Here is a 17,692-nt window from a genome sequence, read left to right on the forward strand (position 1 = left end):
GGGAGGGCGAAGACTTTGGCGCGATATGGCCCGCCCGCGCGGCGGGTCCTACCTTGCGCCCCGAATATCTAGGACAGGATGACATGACCGACGAAATCGAATGGTGGGATTACGAAGACACCACCGAAATGGCGAACGCGCTGGCGGGCGACATCCAGTTCATCATCGAAAGCGCGATCGAAGCACGCGGCGCGGCGGTGATCGCGTTGTCGGGTGGCAAGACGCCGATCCCGGTCTATGAAAAGCTGGCCCAGGCCAAGCTCGACTGGAAGCGCGTGACCATCGTCCCCGCCGACGAGCGTATCGTGCCGCTGGGCGATCCGCTGTCCAACGTGACGATGATCGGCAAGATCTTCCTGCCCAAGGGCGCGCGCGTCATGCCGATCGTGCCGCAGGCGACCTCGGACTATAAAGCCGCAGGGCGCTCGGCCGATGCGCTGATGCAGGAATTGCACTGGCCGCTCGACTTGGTGCTGCTGGGCATGGGCGCGGACGGGCACACCGCCTCGATCTTCCCCGGCCCAGACTATGACGAAGCGCTCAACGGCCCGAAGGAGCGCCGCGCGCTGGGCCTGATGCCCGATCCCCTGCCGCCCGAGGCGCCTGTCGCCCGCGTGACGCTCAGCCGGGCGGGCATCGTCTCGGCCCGCTCGATCATGTTCGCCATCTCGGGCCCTGCCAAGAAGAAGGTGCTCGAAGACGCGATCAAGGAAGGCGCATCCTCGCCCTATCCGGTCGGCCGCGTGCTGGCCGAGGTCGAGCTGCCGATCGACATCCACTGGAGCGAGCAATGAGCCTCAACGCCGCCGTCTCTGCCGTCACCGACCGGGTCATCGAACGCTCGCGTCCGGGCCGCCAGGCCTATCTCGACCTGATCGCACACGAGGCCGAGACGGCGGTACGCCGCCCCAATCTGGGCTGCGCCAACCTCGCCCACGCCTATGCCGGGACCGAGGAAGATCGCGACGCCATGAAGGCGGATCGCGGCATGAATATCGGCATCGTGTCGGCCTATAACGACATGTTGTCGGCCCATGCCGTCTATTATCGCTATCCCGAACTGATGAAGGTCTGGGCGCGCGAGGTCGGCGCGACGGCGCAGGTGGCGGGTGGCGTGCCCGCCATGTGCGACGGCGTGACGCAGGGCTATGCGGGCATGGAGCTGTCGCTGTTCAGCCGTGACACCATCGCGCTGTCGACGGCGGTCGCGCTGAGCCACGGCACCTTCGAGGGGGCCGCGCTGCTCGGTATCTGCGACAAGATCGTGCCCGGCCTGTTGATGGGCGCGCTGCGCTTTGGCCATCTGCCGATGATCCTGGTCCCCGGCGGCCCGATGCCCACCGGCCTGCCCAACAAGCAGAAGGCCGCCGTCCGCGAAGCCTTTGCCGAGGGCAAGGCGGGCCGCGACGAACTTCTCGACGCCGAGATCGCGGCCTATCATTCGAAGGGCACCTGCACCTTTTACGGCACCGCCAACACCAACCAGATGATGATGGAGGTGATGGGCCTGCACATGCCGGGTGCCGCCTTCGTCAATCCGGGCACCAAGCTACGCCAGGAACTTAGCCGCGCCGCCGTTCACCGGCTGGCCGCGATCGGCCAGCGCGGCGACGATTATCGCCCGCTGGGGCGTTGCGTCGATGAAAAGGCGATCGTCAACGCGGCGGTCGGCCTGCTCGCGACCGGCGGCTCGACTAACCATCTGATCCACCTGCCCGCCATCGCGCGCGCGGCGGGGATCATCATCGACTGGGAGGATATGGATCGCCTGTCGGCCGCCGTACCGCTGATCGCGCGCGTCTATCCCAACGGTTCGGCCGATGTGAACGGGTTCGAGGCGGCGGGCGGCATGCCCTATGTCATCCGCGAGTTGCTCTCGGCCGGGCTGCTCCACCGTGACATCATGACGGTCGCGGGCAAGGACCTGTCCGATTACGGCCAGACGGCGGTGATCGCGGACGACAAGCTCGCCTGGACCCCGGTCGGCGACAGCGGCGACGAGACGATCCTGCGCCCGGCCGCCGCGCCCTTCTCGGCCGATGGCGGGATGCGCATCCTGTCGGGCAATCTCGGTCGCGCCTGCATCAAGGTGTCGGCGGTCGAACGCGAACGCTGGATCATCGAGGCGCCGGCCCGCGTCTTTTCCGACCAGTCCGAAGTCCAAGCCGCGTTCAAGGCAGGCGAGTTGGAGCGCGACGTGGTGGTCGTGGTCCGCTTCCAGGGGCCCAAGGCCAACGGCATGCCCGAACTGCACAAGCTGACCCCGCCGCTGGGCGTGCTCCAGAACCGGGGCTTCAAGGTGGCACTCGTCACCGATGGCCGCATGTCGGGCGCCAGCGGCAAGGTGCCCTGCGCCATCCATCTCAGCCCCGAGGCGATCGGCGGCGGCGCGATCGGTCTGATCCGCGACGGCGACATCGTCCGTCTGGACGCAGTCGAGGGCAAGCTGAACGCGCTGGTCGATCCGGTGGAATGGGCCGCGCGCGAGCAGGCGGCGACGCCCGCCCCCGCGCAGGGCATGGGCCGCGAGTTGTTCGCGCTGTTCCGCCAGGCCGCCGACGAAGCCGAGAAGGGCGCATCGCCCATTCTCGCAGGCGCCGGTCTGTAAAAGAATAAAGGGGGAGAGGATCATGGAAATCGTAGCCGTCGACATCGGGGGCACGCATGCGCGCTTCGCGATCGCCGAGGTCGAGAATGGCCGCGTGGTAAAGCTGGGCGAGCCCTGCACGCAGAAGACCGCCGAGCACGCCTCGCTCCAGACCGCGTGGCAGGCGTTCGAGGCGCATCTGGGCCGCCCGCTGCCCAAGGCGGCCTCGCTCGCCATCGCCTCGCCCATCACCGGCGACGTGATCCGCATGACCAACAACCCCTGGGTCATCCGCCCCTCGCTGATCCCCGAGCGGCTGGGCGCGGACGTCTATACGGTCATCAACGATTTCGGCGCGGTCGGCCACGCCGTCGCGCAGGTGCCGCAGGAGGACTTCCTCCATATCTGCGGCCCCGACGAGCCGATGCCCGAACACGGCGTCGTCACCGTCTGCGGCCCCGGCACGGGCCTGGGCGTCGCACAGGTTCTGATGACGCCCAACCGCTATCACGTCATCGAGACCGAGGGCGGGCATATGGACTATGCCCCGCTTGACGGGATCGAGGATGCGATCCTGAAGCGCCTGCGCCGGACCTATACCCGCGTGTCGTGCGAGCGCATCTGCTCCGGCCCTGGCATCGTCGCTATCTATGAGACGCTGGCCTCGCTGGAAGGCCGTGCGGTGCCCAGCCGCGACGACCGCGAAATCTGGACCGAGGCGCTGGACGGCACTGATTCGATCGCGCTCGCTGCGCTTGACCGCTTCTGTCTGGCGCTCGGCGCGGTGGCGGGCGACTTCGCGCTGGCGCAGGGTGCCAAGACCGTCGTGATCGCGGGCGGCCTCGGCTACCGGATCAAGGACAAGCTGCTGCGTTCGGGCTTCGACCAGCGCTTCGTCGCCAAGGGCCGGTTCCAGTCGCTGATGGCGCGCATCCCCGTCAAGCTCATCACCCATCCCCAGCCCGGCCTGTTCGGTGCAGCCGCGGCCTTTGCCCAGGAGCATTCATGACCGACATCGCCACCATCATGCGCACCAGCGCGGTCATCCCCGTGCTGGTCATCGACGACGCCGCCACCGCCAAGCCGCTGGCCGAGGCGCTGGTCGCGGGCGGACTGAAGGTGCTGGAGGTGACGCTGCGCACCCCCGCCGCGCTGGAAGCCATGGCCGAGATGAAGAAGGTCCCCGGCGCGATCGTCGGCGCTGGCACCGTCGTCAACGAGCAGCAGCTGCGCGACGTGGCCGATGCGGGCGCCGAGTTCATCGTCTCGCCAGGCCTGACCGATCGCCTAGGCGCGGCGGTGATCGACAGCGGTATTCCCTATTTGCCCGGTATCGCCAATGCGGGCGACATCATGCGCGGACTGGATCTGGGCCTGACCCATTTCAAGTTCTTCCCGGCCGAGACCAGCGGCGGGTTGAAGGCACTGAAGGCGCTGGCCGCGCCCTTCTACCAGGCGCGCTTCTGCCCGACCGGCGGCATCACCGAAGCGAGCGCCCCCGACTGGCTGGCCTTCGACCGCGTCCTGTGCGTCGGCGGCAGCTGGGTGACGGGCGGATCGATGGCCGATGTGGAGGCCAAGGCGCGCGCGGCAGCGGCGCTGCGCGGGTAATGCTTTTTCCTCCCCTGTAAGGGGAGGGGGACCATGCTCAGCATGGTGGAGGGGTGTCCCGCTCTCGATAGGGTGACACCCCTCCGACGCGCGCCGCGCGCCACCTCCCCTTACAGGGGAGGAAATGTTTGCGCCTCCAACAACCACTGCCGAAACGCCCGCATCGCCAGCCCTTCCTTGCGCGACAGCAACCGCGTCAGCCAGTAGCGCCCCGCATCGATCTCCAGCGCAAAGGGCTGGATCAGTTGCTCCGCCGCCAGTTCGCGCAGGAACATCGCGCGCGGGGCCAGAGCCACGCCGAGCCCGGCCATCGCCGCCCCCGCCATCAGTGCCGAGCTGTCGAACATCGGCCCGCGCAGGGCCGGAGTGGGAACGCCCGCCGCCCCGAACCACCGCTCCCATTCGCTGACCCGATAGGAGCGCAGCAGCCTTTCGCGTGTTAGATCCTCGGGCCGCCGCAGCCGCTCGGCGATCCGGGGCGAGCATAAGGGCGTTAGCGGCGCCGCCTGCAACGGCTCGGCATGGGTGCCATGCCACGCCCCGTCACCAAAACGGATCGCGTAATCCAGCCCCTCTCCGGCCAGATCGACCCGGTTGTTGTTGATCGACACACGCACGTCGATGTGCGGATGGGTCGCGGCGAAATCGTCCAGCCGCTCGAGCAGCCATCCGGTCGCGAAAGTCCCCACCACGCCCAATCCTAACGCATATTGGAACCGCCCATCCGCGAACCGGTCCAGCGTCGCGCCGATCCGGTCGAACGTCTCGGCGAGTACCGGGACCAGCGCATGACCGTCATCGGTCAGTGCCAGCCCGCGCGGCAAACGATGGAACAGCCGAGCGCCCAGCCGCTTTTCCAGCGCCGCGACCTGATGGCTGACCGCGCCCTGGCTGACGCAGAGCTCGATCGCCGCGCGGGTGAAGCTCAGATGGCGCGCCGCCGCCTCGAAGGCACGCAGGGCGTTGAGCGGGAGTTGGGCGCGGTCCATGGCCCACCATGAATTTCTCTCATGCCTCTGTCGAGGGAAGATGCTTTGTGGCGTCGGGTGATGCGATCCATCATGCCGGCCAAGGAGACCCATCATGCTTGCCAGACCGACCCTGCTCTCGCTGATCGCCATCGTCGCCGCGCCGTCGCTGTCCCGGACGCCCGACCCGCTGACCCGGCCGATCGTGACCGAGCATACAGCGGAATGGCTCGCGCCGCGTCTGCCGGTGAAGGTTTATGGCAACACCTATCTGGTCGGCTTCGGCGGGCTGAACGTCGCGCTGATCGATACGGGCAAGGGCCTAATCCTGATCGACGGCGCCTTGCCCCAGGCCGCGCCCGCCATCCTCGCCAATGTCGCAAAGCTCGGCTTCGCGCCGCGTGACATCAAATATATTCTCAGCACCGAACCGCATTTCGACCATGCGGGCGGTCTTGCCGCGCTGGCCCGCGACACCGGCGCGACAGTGGTCGCCAGCCCCCGCGGAGCCGAGGGGCTGCGCACCGGGCGGCTGGCGGCGGATGATCCGCAGCGCGGTTATGACAGCCGCTTCCCGCCCGTCCGCACGGTGCAGGTCATTCAGGACGGCGAGCGGCTGGCGCTGGGCAGCACCGTCGTCACCGCCCGCGCTACGCCGGGGCATACCATGGGCAGCATGAGCTGGAGTTGGCGCGCCTGCGAAGGCCAACGGTGCAAGGCGATCGTCTTCGCCTCCAGCCTCAACCCGGTCTCAACCGACGATTATCGCTTCTCCGCGCCCGCGAACAACGCGGTGGTGGCAGCCTTCGCACGCGGCCAAGCGGCGATGCGCGCCCTGCCCTGCGACATTCTGATTACCGCCCATGCCGATCAGGACGGCGCGACCAGTCGGTTCCTGACGACGCCAGGCGCCTGCCGCGCCTATGAGGCGGCGTCGCAGCGGAAAGTCACGCAACGCCTCCGGGAAGAGGCGCGCTGATCGTCACATCTCGCCGCGCTGACGACGGATCGCGTACCATTTCTGCACATTGGCATTATGCTGCGCCAGCGTGTCGGCAAAGACATGGCCGCCTGATCCGTCCGCGACGAAATAGAGCGCCTTGCTGTCCGCCGGGTCCAGCACCGCGTCGATCGAGGCGCGGCCGGGATTGGCGATCGGCCCGACCGGCAGGCCGGGGCTGGCATAGGTGTTGTAACCGTTCTTTGCGTGCAACTCGGAGCGCAGGATACGGCGACCGAGCGGACGGCCTTTGGTGATCGGATAGATGACGGTCGGGTCCGCCTGGAGCGGCATTCCGATACGAAGACGGTTGCCATAGACCGCCGCGACCGTCCGCCGTTCGGACGGCTTGCCGGTTTCCTTCTCGACGATCGAGGCGAGGATGATCGCCTCCTGCGGCGACTTGACCGCGATGCCCGGCTTGCGGTTGGCCCAGGCCTGGGCGAGATAATCCTTCATCGCCTTCTGCATGCGCGCGACGACCGAGGCGCAGGTGTCGCCCTTCTGATAGGCATAGCTGTCGGGCAGGACCGATCCTTCGGCCGGAACCGGCACATCGCCGATCAGGCCATCGGCGCGAATCAGGGCGTCATGGACCAGCACCGAGGGATAACCCTCGGGCACCGGCACCAGCCGCTGGCGGACCTTGCCCTCCTGCAACAGGGTCAGCACGTCATGCGCGCTGGCATGTTCGGGGATGGCATATTCACCCGCCTTGATCGCCCCACCATCCCCGAACAACCGCGCATAAAGGCGAAAACGGCTGGCCGAACGGATCGCACCCGCTTTTTGCAGTTCGTTGGCGGCACGGGCGAGGCTCGCGCCTTCGGGCACCACGACCGCGAGCGGCCGGTCCGCCGGGCCGCTGCCCGCCCAGTCATGCGCGACCCAGGCGAAGACGGCGATGCCGATCAGCCCCAGCAGCAACCCGATACAGCCGACCTTGCGCATATCTCACCCGGTTTTGACTAGGGCGCTGACGCCCGGACATAGAACAACCCCGGCACCGATCCGGGTCCGCTTTGCTGGCCGCCCGATGGCGCGGGCTTGAGCGTTTTGCAAGCGGACCCGGCGGTTGCCGGGGTTTTCTTTGGATAAGCCCACCCTCCGTTCGCACTGAGCGAAGTCGAAGTGCACGTTCCGACCTCAGCCGGAGTCCCGTAGCCTTCGACTTCGCTCAGGCTGAACGGAGGTTGTGCAGGCGAGTTAGATCGCCTTCATCACCAGCGAAGCATTGGTGCCACCAAAGCCGAACGAGTTGTTCAGCACCGCCTTCACCTCACGCTTCTTGGCCTTGTGCGGCACCAGATCGACGCCCTCGGTGCCCTCATCAGGATTGTCGAGGTTCAGCGTCGGCGGCACGATCTGGTCGCGCAGCGCCAGGATGCAGAAGATGCTCTCGACCGCACCCGCGCCGCCCAGCAGATGGCCGATCGCCGACTTGGTGCTCGACATGGACGCACCCGACAGGTCGTCGCCGAACACGCGCTTGGCAGCGGCCAGTTCGATCGTGTCCGCCATGGTTGAGGTGCCATGGGCGTTGATATAATCGATGTCCGACGGCTCCATGCCCGCCTTGCGCAGCGCCATGCGCATCGCGTTCTCGGCGCCCTTGCCCTCGGGATGCGGCGCGGTGACGTGATAGGCATCGCCCGACAGACCATAGCCGACGACCTCGGCATAAATCTTCGCGCCGCGCGCCTTGGCGTGCTCATATTCCTCGAGCACGACGACGCCCGCGCCCTCGCCCATCACGAAGCCGTCGCGGCCCTTGTCATAAGGACGGCTCGCCTCGGTGGGACGGTCGTTCATGCTCATGTTGAGTGCGCGTGCCTGGGCGAAGCCCGCCACGCCGAGCGGGTTGATTGTGCTTTCCGCACCACCTGCCAGCATGATGTCGGCATCGTCGTCGCGGATCATGCGCGCCGCGTCACCGATCGAGTGCGCGCCGGTCGAGCAGGCGGTGACGACCGCGTGGTTCGGGCCCATCAGGCCGTATTTGATGCTGACCTGCCCCGAGATCAGGTTGATCAAGCGGCCATGGACGAAGTGCGGGCTGACCCGGCCGGGGCCGCGCTCATGCAGGTTGACCGATTCGATCTCGATGCCCGGCAGACCGCCGATGCCCGAGCCGATCGACACGCCCGCGCGCAGCTTCGTAGCCTCGTCCATCTCGGTGAGACCGGCGTCTTCCAGCGCCTGTCCGGCGGCGTCGATGCCGTAAACGATGAAGGGATCGACCTGACGCTGGACCTTATGGTCGACGCGCTTGTCGGGGTCGAAGCCATATTCATGATCCTTGGGCTTCACCTCGCACGCGATGGTGCATTTCTGCCCCGTCGTGTCGAAGCGGGTGATCGTCCCCGCGCCCGACTTGCCAGCAATCAGATTGGCCCAGGCGGTTTCGACGTCCGCGCCCAGTGGCGTGACAAGACCCAGACCGGTGACGACGACGCGCCGCATATTCCACTCCATTCCCAAACGAAAACGGCTCCCCGCCCGCTATGTCGGGGTCGGGGAGCCGCTTGAATCCTGGCCTTGGCGGCCCGTTCGGCCCGCATCACCTGCGGGCCGAGGCCCCGGAATTAGGCCTTGTTCTCGTCGATATAGGTGATCGCGTCCTTGACGGTCGTGATCTTCTCGGCGGCATCGTCCGGGATTTCGACACCGAACTCTTCCTCGAACGCCATGACGAGCTCGACGATGTCGAGGCTGTCGGCACCGAGGTCGTCGATGAAGCTCGCGTCCTCGGTCACCTTGTCGGCTTCGACGCCGAGATGCTCGACGACGATCTTCTTCACGCGGTCGGCGGTCTCGCTCATGGTAATCCCTTCTCGTAATTCATCGGGGGTTGATACTTCCTGAACGCACGTAGAACGCGCGCCCTAGTCTGGCAAGCCCGTCCAGCGACGGACTTGGGCCAGGATAAGGTCATTCGTGGCAAATATGCCTTTTACAGCATCGCCATGCCGCCGTTCACGTGCAGCGTCTGGCCGGTGACATAGCCCGCTTCCTTCGACGCCAGATAGACGACGGCGGCACCGATATCCTCGCCCTTGCCCAGATCGCCCGCCGGGATCTTGCCGAGCAGCGCGGCCTTCTGCGCCTCGGGCAGTACGTCGGTCATCGCCGAGCGCATGAAGCCGGGGGCGACGCAGTTGACGGTGACGTTGCGGCTGGCCAGTTCCTGCGCCACCGCCTTCGACATGCCGACGATGCCCGCCTTGGACGCCGCATAATTGGCCTGGCCGGGATTGCCGGTCGCGCCGACGATCGAGGTGATCGAGATGATGCGGCCGAAGCGCGCCTTCATCATCGGCTTGGCGGCGGCGCGGATCAGGCGGAAGGTCGCCTCCAGATTCACGCTGATGACCTGATCCCACTCCTCGTCCTTCATCCGCATGGTCAAGTTGTCGCGGGTGACGCCCGCATTGTTGACCAGGATGTCGAGCTTGCCGCCCAGCGCCTCGACCGCCTGCGGGATCAGCGCATCGACCGCGGCGGGGTCGGACAGGTTGCACGGCACCGCGACATGATCGCCGCCCAGCTCGGCGCGAAACGCCTCCAGCTTATCGATATTGGAACCGGACAGCGCCAGCTTCGCCCCCTGCGCCGCCAACGCCCTGGCCACCGCCGAACCGAGACCGCCCGATGCGCCGGTCACGAGGGCGGTCATTCCTGTCAGGTCGAACATGCTTATTCTCCGATTTTCTTGTTCACGCGAAGCCGCGAAGACGCGATGGGCGTGTAGTCGTTGACGACGCGGCGGAGCCCTTCCTTCAAGGTAGCACCGCCGAAATTGATAAGCAGCCCCAAGGGCTGCTTGGTCAGGCGTAGATAGGTCAGCAATTGTTTTGCATGAGCGGCATTCAGCCGCTCAACGGATTTGATTTCGACCAGGAGGCTTTGCTCAATGAGCAGATCAATGCGAAATGCTCCATCAAATTGCAGCCCGTCAAAGCTGAAATCGACGGCGCGCTGTCGCTCGACCTGATAACCCATGCTGCCGAGCTTGGCCGCTAGGATCGTCTCATAAACGCTTTCCAGCAGCCCAGGCCCCAACTCACGATGAAGGCGCAAGGAAAGGTCAATTACATCAAACGCTATCGTTTCGATGTCCGCCATCTTCGCGTCCTCGCGCCTTCGCGTGAACCAAATCAGAGCTTGGCCAGAAGCCCCTCGATATCGTCCATTGTCACGACACTGACCGCATCCGCATCCGGCGCGATGCGCTTGACCATGGGGCCGAGCACCTTGCCGCCGAACTCTACGAACTGCGTCACACCCGCCGCCGCCATCGCCAGCACCGATTCGCGCCAGCGGACCATGCCCGTCACCTGCGCCACCAGCAGCGCGCGGATCGCACCCGGATCGGCGACCGGCGCGGCTTCGACATTGGCATAGACCGGCACCAGCGGCGCGCGGATCGTCGCCTCGGCCAGCGCGGCGTCCATCGCATCGGCGGCGGGCTGCATCAGCGGGCAGTGGAACGGCGCCGACACCGGCAGCAGGACCGCGCGCTTGGCACCCAGATCCTTGGCCAGCGCCACCGCCTTTTCGATCGCCGCGCGGTGGCCGGAGATCACGACCTGGCTCGGGTCGTTGTCATTGGCGACCGTGCAGACCAGTTCCTCACCGCCCTCCGCCAGGATCGCATCGACCGCCGCGCCCGCGATCGTCTTGGCCTTTTCCAGATCCGCCCCGAGCAGCGCCGCCATCGCGCCCTCGCCCACCGGCACCGCCGCCTGCATCGCCCGGCCGCGCAGCTTCAGCAGGCGCGCCGTCGTCGGCAGGTCGATCGCATCGGCCGCACACAGCGCCGTATATTCGCCCAGCGAGTGGCCCGCAACGAAATCGGCCTTTTCCGACAAGCGGACGCCGCCCTCCTTCTCCAGCACGCGCAGGGTCGCGATGGCGTTCGCCATGATCGCGGGTTGCGCATTCTCGGTCAGGGTCAGCTCGTCGGCGGGTCCCTCGGTCATCAGGCGATAGAGGTGCTGGCCCAGTGCCTCGTCGACCTCCTGGAAGACCTCGCGGGCGACGGGGCTCGCCTCGGCCAGCGCCTTGCCCATGCCGACGGCCTGGCTGCCCTGGCCTGGAAAGATGAATGCACGCATGTTCGTATCTGCCATCAAAGCGTAATAGGATGGCCCGCGCGGTAGAAAGGTCGCCCGCCGCTGGCAAGGGCACGCCCCTTCCCCGCTTGCCTTTTACCCGCAATTCGCTATGAGCCAGCGCACCATTGGGCGGGAAGCACCTGCTTCACCCGCCCTCATGCCTTTTGGCGTGACGGTATTGAAGTATGGAAGACAGCCGGAGGGGCGCACCACATGGGGTGGGCGTCAGCGATCGGCCAACATAAGGTAAGCTGCATGGCTCTTTACGAGCACGTGTTCCTTGCGCGCCAGGATCTGGCACAGGCGCAGGTGGACGCGCTGGCGGAAGCCGCCACGAAGATCGTCGAGGACAATCAGGGCAAGGTCGTGAAGACCGAGACCTGGGGCCTGCGTTCGCTGGCGTACAAGATCGCCAAGAACCGCAAGGCGCATTACGTCATGCTCGAAATCGACGCCCCCGCGGGTGTCGTCGCCGAGCTGGAGCGCCAGACCCAGATCAACGAAGACGTGATCCGCTACATGACCGTCAAGGTTGACGGCCATGAAGAAGGTCCGTCGGTGATGATGCGCAAGCAGGAGCGTGACCGCGAGCGTCGTGCCGATCGTGGCGAACGCCCCGACCGCGCTGACCGCCCCCGTCGTGATCGTGAAGAGGAAGCCGCATAATGGCCCGCCCGTTTTTCCGTCGCCGCAAGAGCTGCCCCTTCTCCGCGAAGGACGCGCCCCGGATCGACTATAAGGACGTCCGTCTGCTTCAGGGCTTCGTGTCCGAGCGCGGCAAGATCGTGCCTTCGCGCATCACCAGCGTGTCGGCCAAGAAGCAGCGCGAACTCGCCCAGGCGATCAAGCGCGCGCGTCATCTGGGCCTCCTGCCCTACGTCGTGAAGTAAGGGGTCTTACAGATGAACGTTATTCTGCTTGAGCGCGTCGAAAAGCTCGGCGCCATCGGCGACGTGGTTTCGGTGAAGGACGGCTATGCCCGTAACTTCCTGCTGCCGCGCAAGAAGGCGCTGCGCGCCAACGAAGCCAACAAGAAGGTGTTCGAGGCCAATCGCGCCCGCATCGAAGCCGAGAACGCGAACCGTCGCGCCGAGGCCGAGGTCGAGTCGAAGACCTTCGAGAACGCCACCGTCACCCTGATCCGTCAGGCGTCGAACGTCGGCCAGCTGTACGGCTCGGTCGCGGTGCGTGACCTGGTCGAGGCGCTGGTCGCCGACGGCCACAAGGTGAACAAGAGCCAGATCGTGCTCGACCGTCCGATCAAGGCGATCGGCCTGTACGACGTGCGCGTCGCGCTTCACCCGGAAGTGGCCGTGACCGTCAAGGTCAACGTCGCCCGCTCGCCGGAAGAAGCCGAGATGCAGGCGCAGGGCGTCGACGTCATGGCCTCGATGTTCGAGCGTGACGAAGCCGGCTTCACCGAGGATTACGATCCCAACGCAGAGCCCGGCGCCACCGCCGAGGTTCAGCCGGAGCAGGAAGAAGCGCAGGGTTAATCCCCCGCTTCGGCTTGCCGCCAAAAAGAAAGGGCCGTCCGGCATGACCGGGCGGCCCTTTTTTGCGTCTTGGGAGAGCGCAACGTACAGGCACCCCAAGGGGCGCCGATTATCTCAGGGACAGGTAACGCACGCGCTGACCACGGCGGCCAGCGGGATGAGGGCGAAGATAATGGCCATGACGTGCTTCATGATCTGACTGCCTACCTGTCCAATGACCGGTTAATACACGGCCAAGTGCAAAAGTTTCGTTACGGTGAACGCCGAAACGCAAAAATTCTCAACTCATCGCTCTATGGGAGCGGTTCACCGTACGCGCAAGAGCAGTGGCTATCGTAGGTTAAGTAGAATTTGGCCTAACCGGTGACTTTTATCGTTCTGGTCCGATGGTGGGCGGGGCAGGTAGTCTGCGAGCCACAGCGCTCCCCCTTCAACATCAGGCATTGCTCGAACGCGCTGTGGCGCCGCGATTGCCGCCGTTAGGTCAGGACGAGGCGTGAGGGACGTTGCGATCAGCTCCGTCCGCTCGCCTCTCACTTTCGCCCGAACAGCTTCTCGATATCCCCGTGCTGCAACTTCACCCAGGTCGGGCGGCCATGGTTGCACTGGCCGGAATGGGGCGTGACCTCCATCTCGCGAAGGAGCGCATTCATCTCGGCGACCGACAGGATGCGGCCTGCGCGCACCGAACCGTGACAGGCCATAGTGGCGGCGACATGGTCCAGCCGTTCGCGCAGCGACAGCGCCTGGTCGAAGGCGGCAAGTTCGTCGGCTAGGTCGGCGACCAGGCCCTTGGGATCGCTCTGACCCAGCAACGCGGGCGTCGCCCGGACCAGCATCGCGGTCGGGCCAAAACGTTCGAGATCGAGGCCGAACTCCACCAATTCCTCGGCACGCGCCTCCAGACGGTCGCAGGCCGGTTCGTCCAGTTCCACGACCTCCGGGATCAGCATCGCCTGCGACGCGACGCGGCCGCCGGTCAGGGCGGCGCGCATCCGCTCCAGCACCAGCCGTTCATGCGCGGCGTGCTGGTCGACCAGCACCAGCCCGTCCTCGGCCTCGGCGACGATATAGGTCTTGGCGACCTGACCTCGCGCGACGCCCATCGGGAATTGGCGGACCTCCGGCGGCGGCGCGAAGGCGGTCTCGGCGCGGGCAAGCGGCGGCGGGGCGGCGAAACCGGGGCGCGGGGCGAATAGCGACTGGCGCTCCATCACCCGGGTTTCGGGCATGGCATGACCCCAGTCGTCGGCGGGCGCAGCGGGCGGCAGAGGCGACGCAACCGTCTCGGCCTGCCACATGGCGAGCGCCGAGTCGGGCGGCCGTTGCACGCTGCGATGCCCCGCTTCGTCGAGCGCGCGGCGCAGGCCGGACACGATCATGCCCCGGATCAGCGCGGGGTCGCGAAAGCGGACCTCGGTTTTGGCCGGATGGACGTTCACATCGACTTCCGACGGCGGCATGTCGAGGAACAGCGCCACGACCGCATGACGATCGCGTGGCAACATCTCGGCATAAGCGCCTCTGATCGCGCCCATAAGCAACCGATCGCGGACGGGCCGACCGTTGACGAACAGATATTGGTGGTCGGCGATGCCCCGGTTGAAGGTGGGCAACCCCGCCACGCCCCCCAGCGACACCGTGTCGCGAACCCAGTCGATCGCCACCGAATTCTCGGCCAGCGCCCGGTCGGTCAGGCCAGCGACCCGCCCCGGCCGCTCCTCGCCGCCCGGCACGGTCAGCACCCGCCGCCCGTCATGCTCCAGCGTGAAGGCGATGTCCGGCCGCGCCATCGCCAGGCGGCGGACCATGTCGAGGCAGGCGGCATATTCCGAACGCGGCGAGCGCAGGAACTTGCGCCGCGCAGGCACGCGCGCGAACAGGTTCTCGACCACGATCCGGGTGCCCGGCGGCACGGCGGCGGGCCCATCGCGCAGCACCTCGCCATTGTCGACGACGCGGCTCCATCCGTCGCGGCCCGCCGGCCGGCTCTCGATCGTCACCCGCGCGACGCTGGCGATCGAGGGCAGAGCTTCGCCGCGAAATCCGAGGGTTACGACCGATTCGATCGCCTCGTCCGGCAATTTAGAGGTGCAGTGCCGCTCCAGCGCCAGCGCCATGTCGTCGGCCGACATGCCGCATCCGTCATCCGCCACCTCGATCCGGCCGATCCCGCCCTGCCCGATCGAAACCGCGATCCGGGTCGCGCCCGCATCGATCGAGTTTTCGACCAGTTCCTTCAACGCACTGGCGGGCCTTTCCACCACTTCACCGGCCGCGATACGATTGACGAGATGGGGAGGCAGACGCCGTATTGACATGCGGCAAACCCTAGCCCAAGCGACGGCATCCCGCGACCCCGCAAATGACGGTGCAGGTGCCTGTGACGGCTCTTGGCGGCGGTTCGGGATATGAAACGCGCCCACCCGGTCCACCAGACGGAACGAAAGCCTCGATGCCCCTTCCCCGCTTCCTGAAATTCATGTCGCAAGACATGGCGATCGACCTCGGCACCGCGAACACCGTGGTCTATGTCCGCGGACGCGGCATCGTGCTCAACGAGCCGTCCGTCGTCGCGGTCGAGACGATCAACGGTATCAAGCGCGTGAAGGCGGTCGGCGACGACGCCAAGCTGATGATGGGCAAGACCCCCGGCAATATCGAGGCGATCCGCCCGCTCCGCGATGGCGTGATCGCGGACATCGACGTCGCCGAACAGATGATCAAGCACTTCATCCTGAAGGTGCATGGCCCGCGCAAGTTCGCGCGCTGGCCAGAGATCGTGATCTGCGTGCCCTCGGGTTCGACCAAGGTGGAACGCCGCGCGATCCGCGACGCCGCCTCCAACGCCGGGGCGAGCCAGGTCTTCCTGATCGAGGAGCCGATGGCTGCCGCGATCGGCGCCGACATGCCGGTCACCGAGCCGATCGGTTCGATGGTCGTGGACATCGGCGGCGGCACGACCGAAGTCGCGGTCCTGAGCTTGCGCGGCCTGGCCTACACCACGTCGGTCCGCGTCGGCGGCGACAAGATGGACGAGTCGATCGTCTCCTATGTCCGCCGCAACCACAATCTGCTGATCGGCGAAGCCACCGCCGAGCGGATCAAGCAGGAAGTCGGCATCGCGCGTCCCCCGGCGGACGGCATCGGCGTGACGATCCAGATCAAGGGCCGCGACCTCGTCAACGGGGTGCCCAAGGAAATCCAGATCAACCAGGGCCAGATCGCCGAGGCGCTGTCCGAGCCGGTGGCGACCATCGTCGAGGGCGTTCGTGTTGCCCTGGAAAACACCGCGCCCGAACTGGCCGCCGATATCGTCGACCAGGGCATCGTCCTGACCGGCGGCGGCGCGCTGCTCGAAGGGTTGGACGAGGTGCTGCGCGACGAAACCGGCCTGCCGGTGACGGTGGCGGAGGATCCGCTGACCTGCGTCGCGCTGGGCACCGGCCGCGCGCTGGAAGACCCGATGTATCGCGGCGTCCTGCTGAACGGCTAACCTCCAGCATAAGGGGACCGGCGCATGGCGCCCGCCCGCGACCGTCGCACAGGGTTTTCGCGACGGCGGCAATATGGAGCTTTCCTGGCCTATGTGCTCGCGGTGGCGGGTGCGGTGGTGGGCGTGGTGCTGCTTGTCGCATCGACGTTCAACCCGCCCGCCTTTGCCGCCCTGCGCATGACGCTGGGCAGCGTGGCCGCGCCCGTTTCCGGCGCGTTCGTCGCCGTCGGGGACGCGGTCAGCGGCGTGCCCGACACGATCGGCCATTATTTCTTCGTCCATTCCGAAAACGAACGTCTGCGCGCCGAGCTGGATCAGTCACGCAAGGTCCTGCTCACCGCGCGAACCATCGCCTATGACAATCGCCGCCTGCGCCGCTTGCTGGCGGTGCGCGACCGGACGCCCGATACGGTGGCGACCGCGCGGCTGGTCAGTTCGACGGGATCGAGCGGCCGTCGCTTCGCGCTTCTCAACGCGGGACGCTGGCAGGGTGTGACCCCCGGCATGGCGGTGCGCGGGCCCGAGGGGCTGATCGGTCGCGTGACGGAGGCGGGCCCCGCCGCCGCGCGCGTCCTGCTGCTGACCGATCCGGAGAGCATCGTGCCGGTGCGGCGCACCCGTGACGGCATGCCCGCCATCGCGGTGGGCCGCGGCGACGGGACGCTCGACGTGCGCTCGGTCAACACCAACGTCCGGCTGGGCAAGGGCGACCTGTTCGTCACCTCGGGCACCGGCGGGCTGTACGCGCCCAATATCCCCGTTGCGCGCATCCAGACCGATGGCGGCGACGTGGCGGTGGCGCGACCCTTCATCCATCCCGACACGCTGGATTTCGCGATCGTTCAGCGCGCCTTCATGCCGATGCCGCCATCAGCGCCGGCACCCCGGCCGTGACCCTAGACGCCTATAATCCCTTCGACCCCGGACTGCCCCCCGCCCGCGCCCGTGCGCTGCCGTGGTTGACCGTGATGGCCGGATCGCTGACCGCCATCGTGCCGGTGGTCGCGATCGTACCGTTGCAGCCGCCGATGGGCTTGCTGATGCTGCTCGCCTGGCGGCTGGTCGCGCGTTTTGCGCTGCGCCTGTGGGCGGCCGCCCCGCTCGGGCTGTTCGACGACCTGGTATCGGGGCAGCCGCTCGGCTCCGCCGTTCTGCTCTGGTCGCTGACGTCGCTGGCGATCGATCTGTTCGAGCACCGGCTGGTGTTCCGCGATTTCTGGCAGGATTGGCTGATCGCCAGCGGCGCCATCGCCTTCTGCCTGATCGCGGGGCGCTTCCTGGCGGTGCCGGTCGGCGCGCAGGTCGACGCACCGCTGGTCATCCAGATCGCGATCACCATCCTGCTTTTCCCGATGGCGACGCGGCTGGTCGCGTGGATCGATCGCAAACGCGGCCGGAATGAGGTAGGGGCCTGAGC

The 17,692-nt window shown here is 66.8% G+C and carries 19 protein-coding genes; 11 read left to right on the top strand and 8 right to left on the bottom strand.

Annotated features, from left to right (window positions below; translation table 11 throughout):
• Positions 1-83 precede the first annotated feature (83 nt).
• The 4 genes from pgl to eda are packed head-to-tail and all read left to right on the top strand — an operon-like array spanning position 84 to position 4,198.
• Positions 84-794, top strand: a complete 711-nt coding sequence (gene pgl / locus KV697_RS03470; RefSeq protein ID WP_058716759.1) for a 6-phosphogluconolactonase — start codon at positions 84-86, stop codon at positions 792-794.
• On the top strand, positions 791-2,608 hold the full coding sequence (gene edd, locus KV697_RS03475) for a phosphogluconate dehydratase (protein ID WP_219020120.1): 1,818 nt from the start codon (positions 791-793) through the stop codon (positions 2,606-2,608). The genes pgl and edd overlap by 4 nt, the downstream gene beginning before the upstream one ends.
• 22 nt (positions 2,609-2,630) lie before the next feature.
• Positions 2,631-3,596: a glucokinase gene (glk, locus tag KV697_RS03480; RefSeq protein WP_219020121.1), complete on the top strand. Its 966-nt coding sequence runs from the start codon at positions 2,631-2,633 to the stop codon at positions 3,594-3,596.
• Positions 3,593-4,198, top strand: coding sequence for a bifunctional 4-hydroxy-2-oxoglutarate aldolase/2-dehydro-3-deoxy-phosphogluconate aldolase (eda, locus tag KV697_RS03485; RefSeq protein WP_058744040.1), 606 nt, complete (start codon positions 3,593-3,595; stop codon positions 4,196-4,198). The genes glk and eda overlap by 4 nt, the downstream gene beginning before the upstream one ends.
• Positions 4,199-4,308: 110 nt before the next feature.
• On the opposite strand, the gene KV697_RS03490 is transcribed toward eda, so the two are convergent.
• Complete coding sequence (locus tag KV697_RS03490; RefSeq protein ID WP_219020122.1) at positions 4,309-5,187, bottom strand: LysR family transcriptional regulator; 879 nt, start codon at positions 5,185-5,187, stop codon at positions 4,309-4,311.
• Positions 5,188-5,281: 94 nt separating this feature from the next.
• On the opposite strand from KV697_RS03490, the gene bla reads away from it, so the two are divergent.
• Positions 5,282-6,145, top strand: coding sequence for a subclass B3 metallo-beta-lactamase (gene bla / locus KV697_RS03495; protein ID WP_219020123.1), 864 nt, complete (start codon positions 5,282-5,284; stop codon positions 6,143-6,145).
• 3 nt (positions 6,146-6,148) lie between these two features.
• Here the strand turns inward: bla and mltG are convergent, their stop codons facing one another.
• The 6 genes from mltG to fabD all read right to left on the bottom strand — a co-directional run bounded on the left by mltG (position 6,149) and on the right by fabD (position 11,283).
• The gene (gene mltG / locus KV697_RS03500) at positions 6,149-7,117 is read right to left on the bottom strand and encodes an endolytic transglycosylase MltG (protein WP_219020124.1); all 969 of its coding nucleotides are present in this window, start codon (positions 7,115-7,117) and stop codon (positions 6,149-6,151) included.
• 255 nt (positions 7,118-7,372) lie between these two features.
• Complete coding sequence (gene fabF / locus KV697_RS03505) at positions 7,373-8,629, bottom strand: beta-ketoacyl-ACP synthase II (protein WP_219020125.1); 1,257 nt, start codon at positions 8,627-8,629, stop codon at positions 7,373-7,375.
• Between the two features lie 122 nt (positions 8,630-8,751).
• Positions 8,752-8,988: an acyl carrier protein gene (locus KV697_RS03510; protein WP_007403554.1), complete on the bottom strand. Its 237-nt coding sequence runs from the start codon at positions 8,986-8,988 to the stop codon at positions 8,752-8,754.
• A gap of 131 nt (positions 8,989-9,119) precedes the next feature.
• The gene (gene fabG / locus KV697_RS03515; RefSeq protein ID WP_219020126.1) at positions 9,120-9,860 is read right to left on the bottom strand and encodes a 3-oxoacyl-[acyl-carrier-protein] reductase; all 741 of its coding nucleotides are present in this window, start codon (positions 9,858-9,860) and stop codon (positions 9,120-9,122) included.
• Positions 9,861-9,862: 2 nt separating this feature from the next.
• Entirely contained in the window at positions 9,863-10,291 is a 429-nt protein-coding gene (locus tag KV697_RS03520) for a GxxExxY protein (RefSeq protein ID WP_219020127.1), read from the bottom strand.
• Positions 10,292-10,323: 32 nt separating this feature from the next.
• Positions 10,324-11,283, bottom strand: coding sequence for an ACP S-malonyltransferase (gene fabD / locus KV697_RS03525; RefSeq protein ID WP_219020128.1), 960 nt, complete (start codon positions 11,281-11,283; stop codon positions 10,324-10,326).
• A gap of 255 nt (positions 11,284-11,538) precedes the next feature.
• On the opposite strand from fabD, the gene rpsF reads away from it, so the two are divergent.
• The 3 genes from rpsF to rplI are packed head-to-tail and all read left to right on the top strand — an operon-like array spanning position 11,539 to position 12,779.
• Positions 11,539-11,949 (top strand): 30S ribosomal protein S6, encoded by a 411-nt coding sequence (rpsF, locus tag KV697_RS03530; protein ID WP_037567458.1) that lies wholly within the window; start codon positions 11,539-11,541, stop codon positions 11,947-11,949.
• Positions 11,949-12,173, top strand: coding sequence for a 30S ribosomal protein S18 (gene rpsR / locus KV697_RS03535; RefSeq protein WP_007403456.1), 225 nt, complete (start codon positions 11,949-11,951; stop codon positions 12,171-12,173). Before rpsF ends, rpsR begins: the two co-directional genes overlap by 1 nt.
• A 12-nt stretch (positions 12,174-12,185) precedes the next feature.
• Complete coding sequence (gene rplI, locus KV697_RS03540) at positions 12,186-12,779, top strand: 50S ribosomal protein L9 (protein WP_056437565.1); 594 nt, start codon at positions 12,186-12,188, stop codon at positions 12,777-12,779.
• Between the two features lie 533 nt (positions 12,780-13,312).
• Here rplI and mutL read toward each other — a convergent pair.
• Positions 13,313-15,100, bottom strand: coding sequence for a DNA mismatch repair endonuclease MutL (mutL, locus tag KV697_RS03545; RefSeq protein WP_219020129.1), 1,788 nt, complete (start codon positions 15,098-15,100; stop codon positions 13,313-13,315).
• Between the two features lie 134 nt (positions 15,101-15,234).
• On the opposite strand from mutL, the gene KV697_RS03550 reads away from it, so the two are divergent.
• From KV697_RS03550 to KV697_RS03560, 3 genes are read left to right on the top strand one after another with little or no spacing between them, the layout of a single operon-like run.
• Entirely contained in the window at positions 15,235-16,275 is a 1,041-nt protein-coding gene (locus KV697_RS03550; RefSeq protein WP_042482832.1) for a rod shape-determining protein, read from the top strand.
• A gap of 24 nt (positions 16,276-16,299) precedes the next feature.
• Positions 16,300-17,169: a rod shape-determining protein MreC gene (gene mreC / locus KV697_RS03555; RefSeq protein ID WP_219020130.1), complete on the top strand. Its 870-nt coding sequence runs from the start codon at positions 16,300-16,302 to the stop codon at positions 17,167-17,169.
• Positions 17,166-17,690 carry a rod shape-determining protein MreD gene (locus KV697_RS03560; RefSeq protein WP_056437662.1) on the top strand — a complete coding sequence of 175 codons (525 nt, stop codon included), beginning with the start codon at positions 17,166-17,168 and terminating at the stop codon, positions 17,688-17,690. The genes mreC and KV697_RS03560 overlap by 4 nt, the downstream gene beginning before the upstream one ends.
• The last annotated feature ends 2 nt before the right edge of the window (positions 17,691-17,692 follow it).

The organism is Sphingomonas sanguinis (assembly GCF_019297835.1).
In the GTDB taxonomy this organism is placed as follows: Bacteria; Pseudomonadota; Alphaproteobacteria; order Sphingomonadales; family Sphingomonadaceae; genus Sphingomonas; species Sphingomonas sanguinis_D.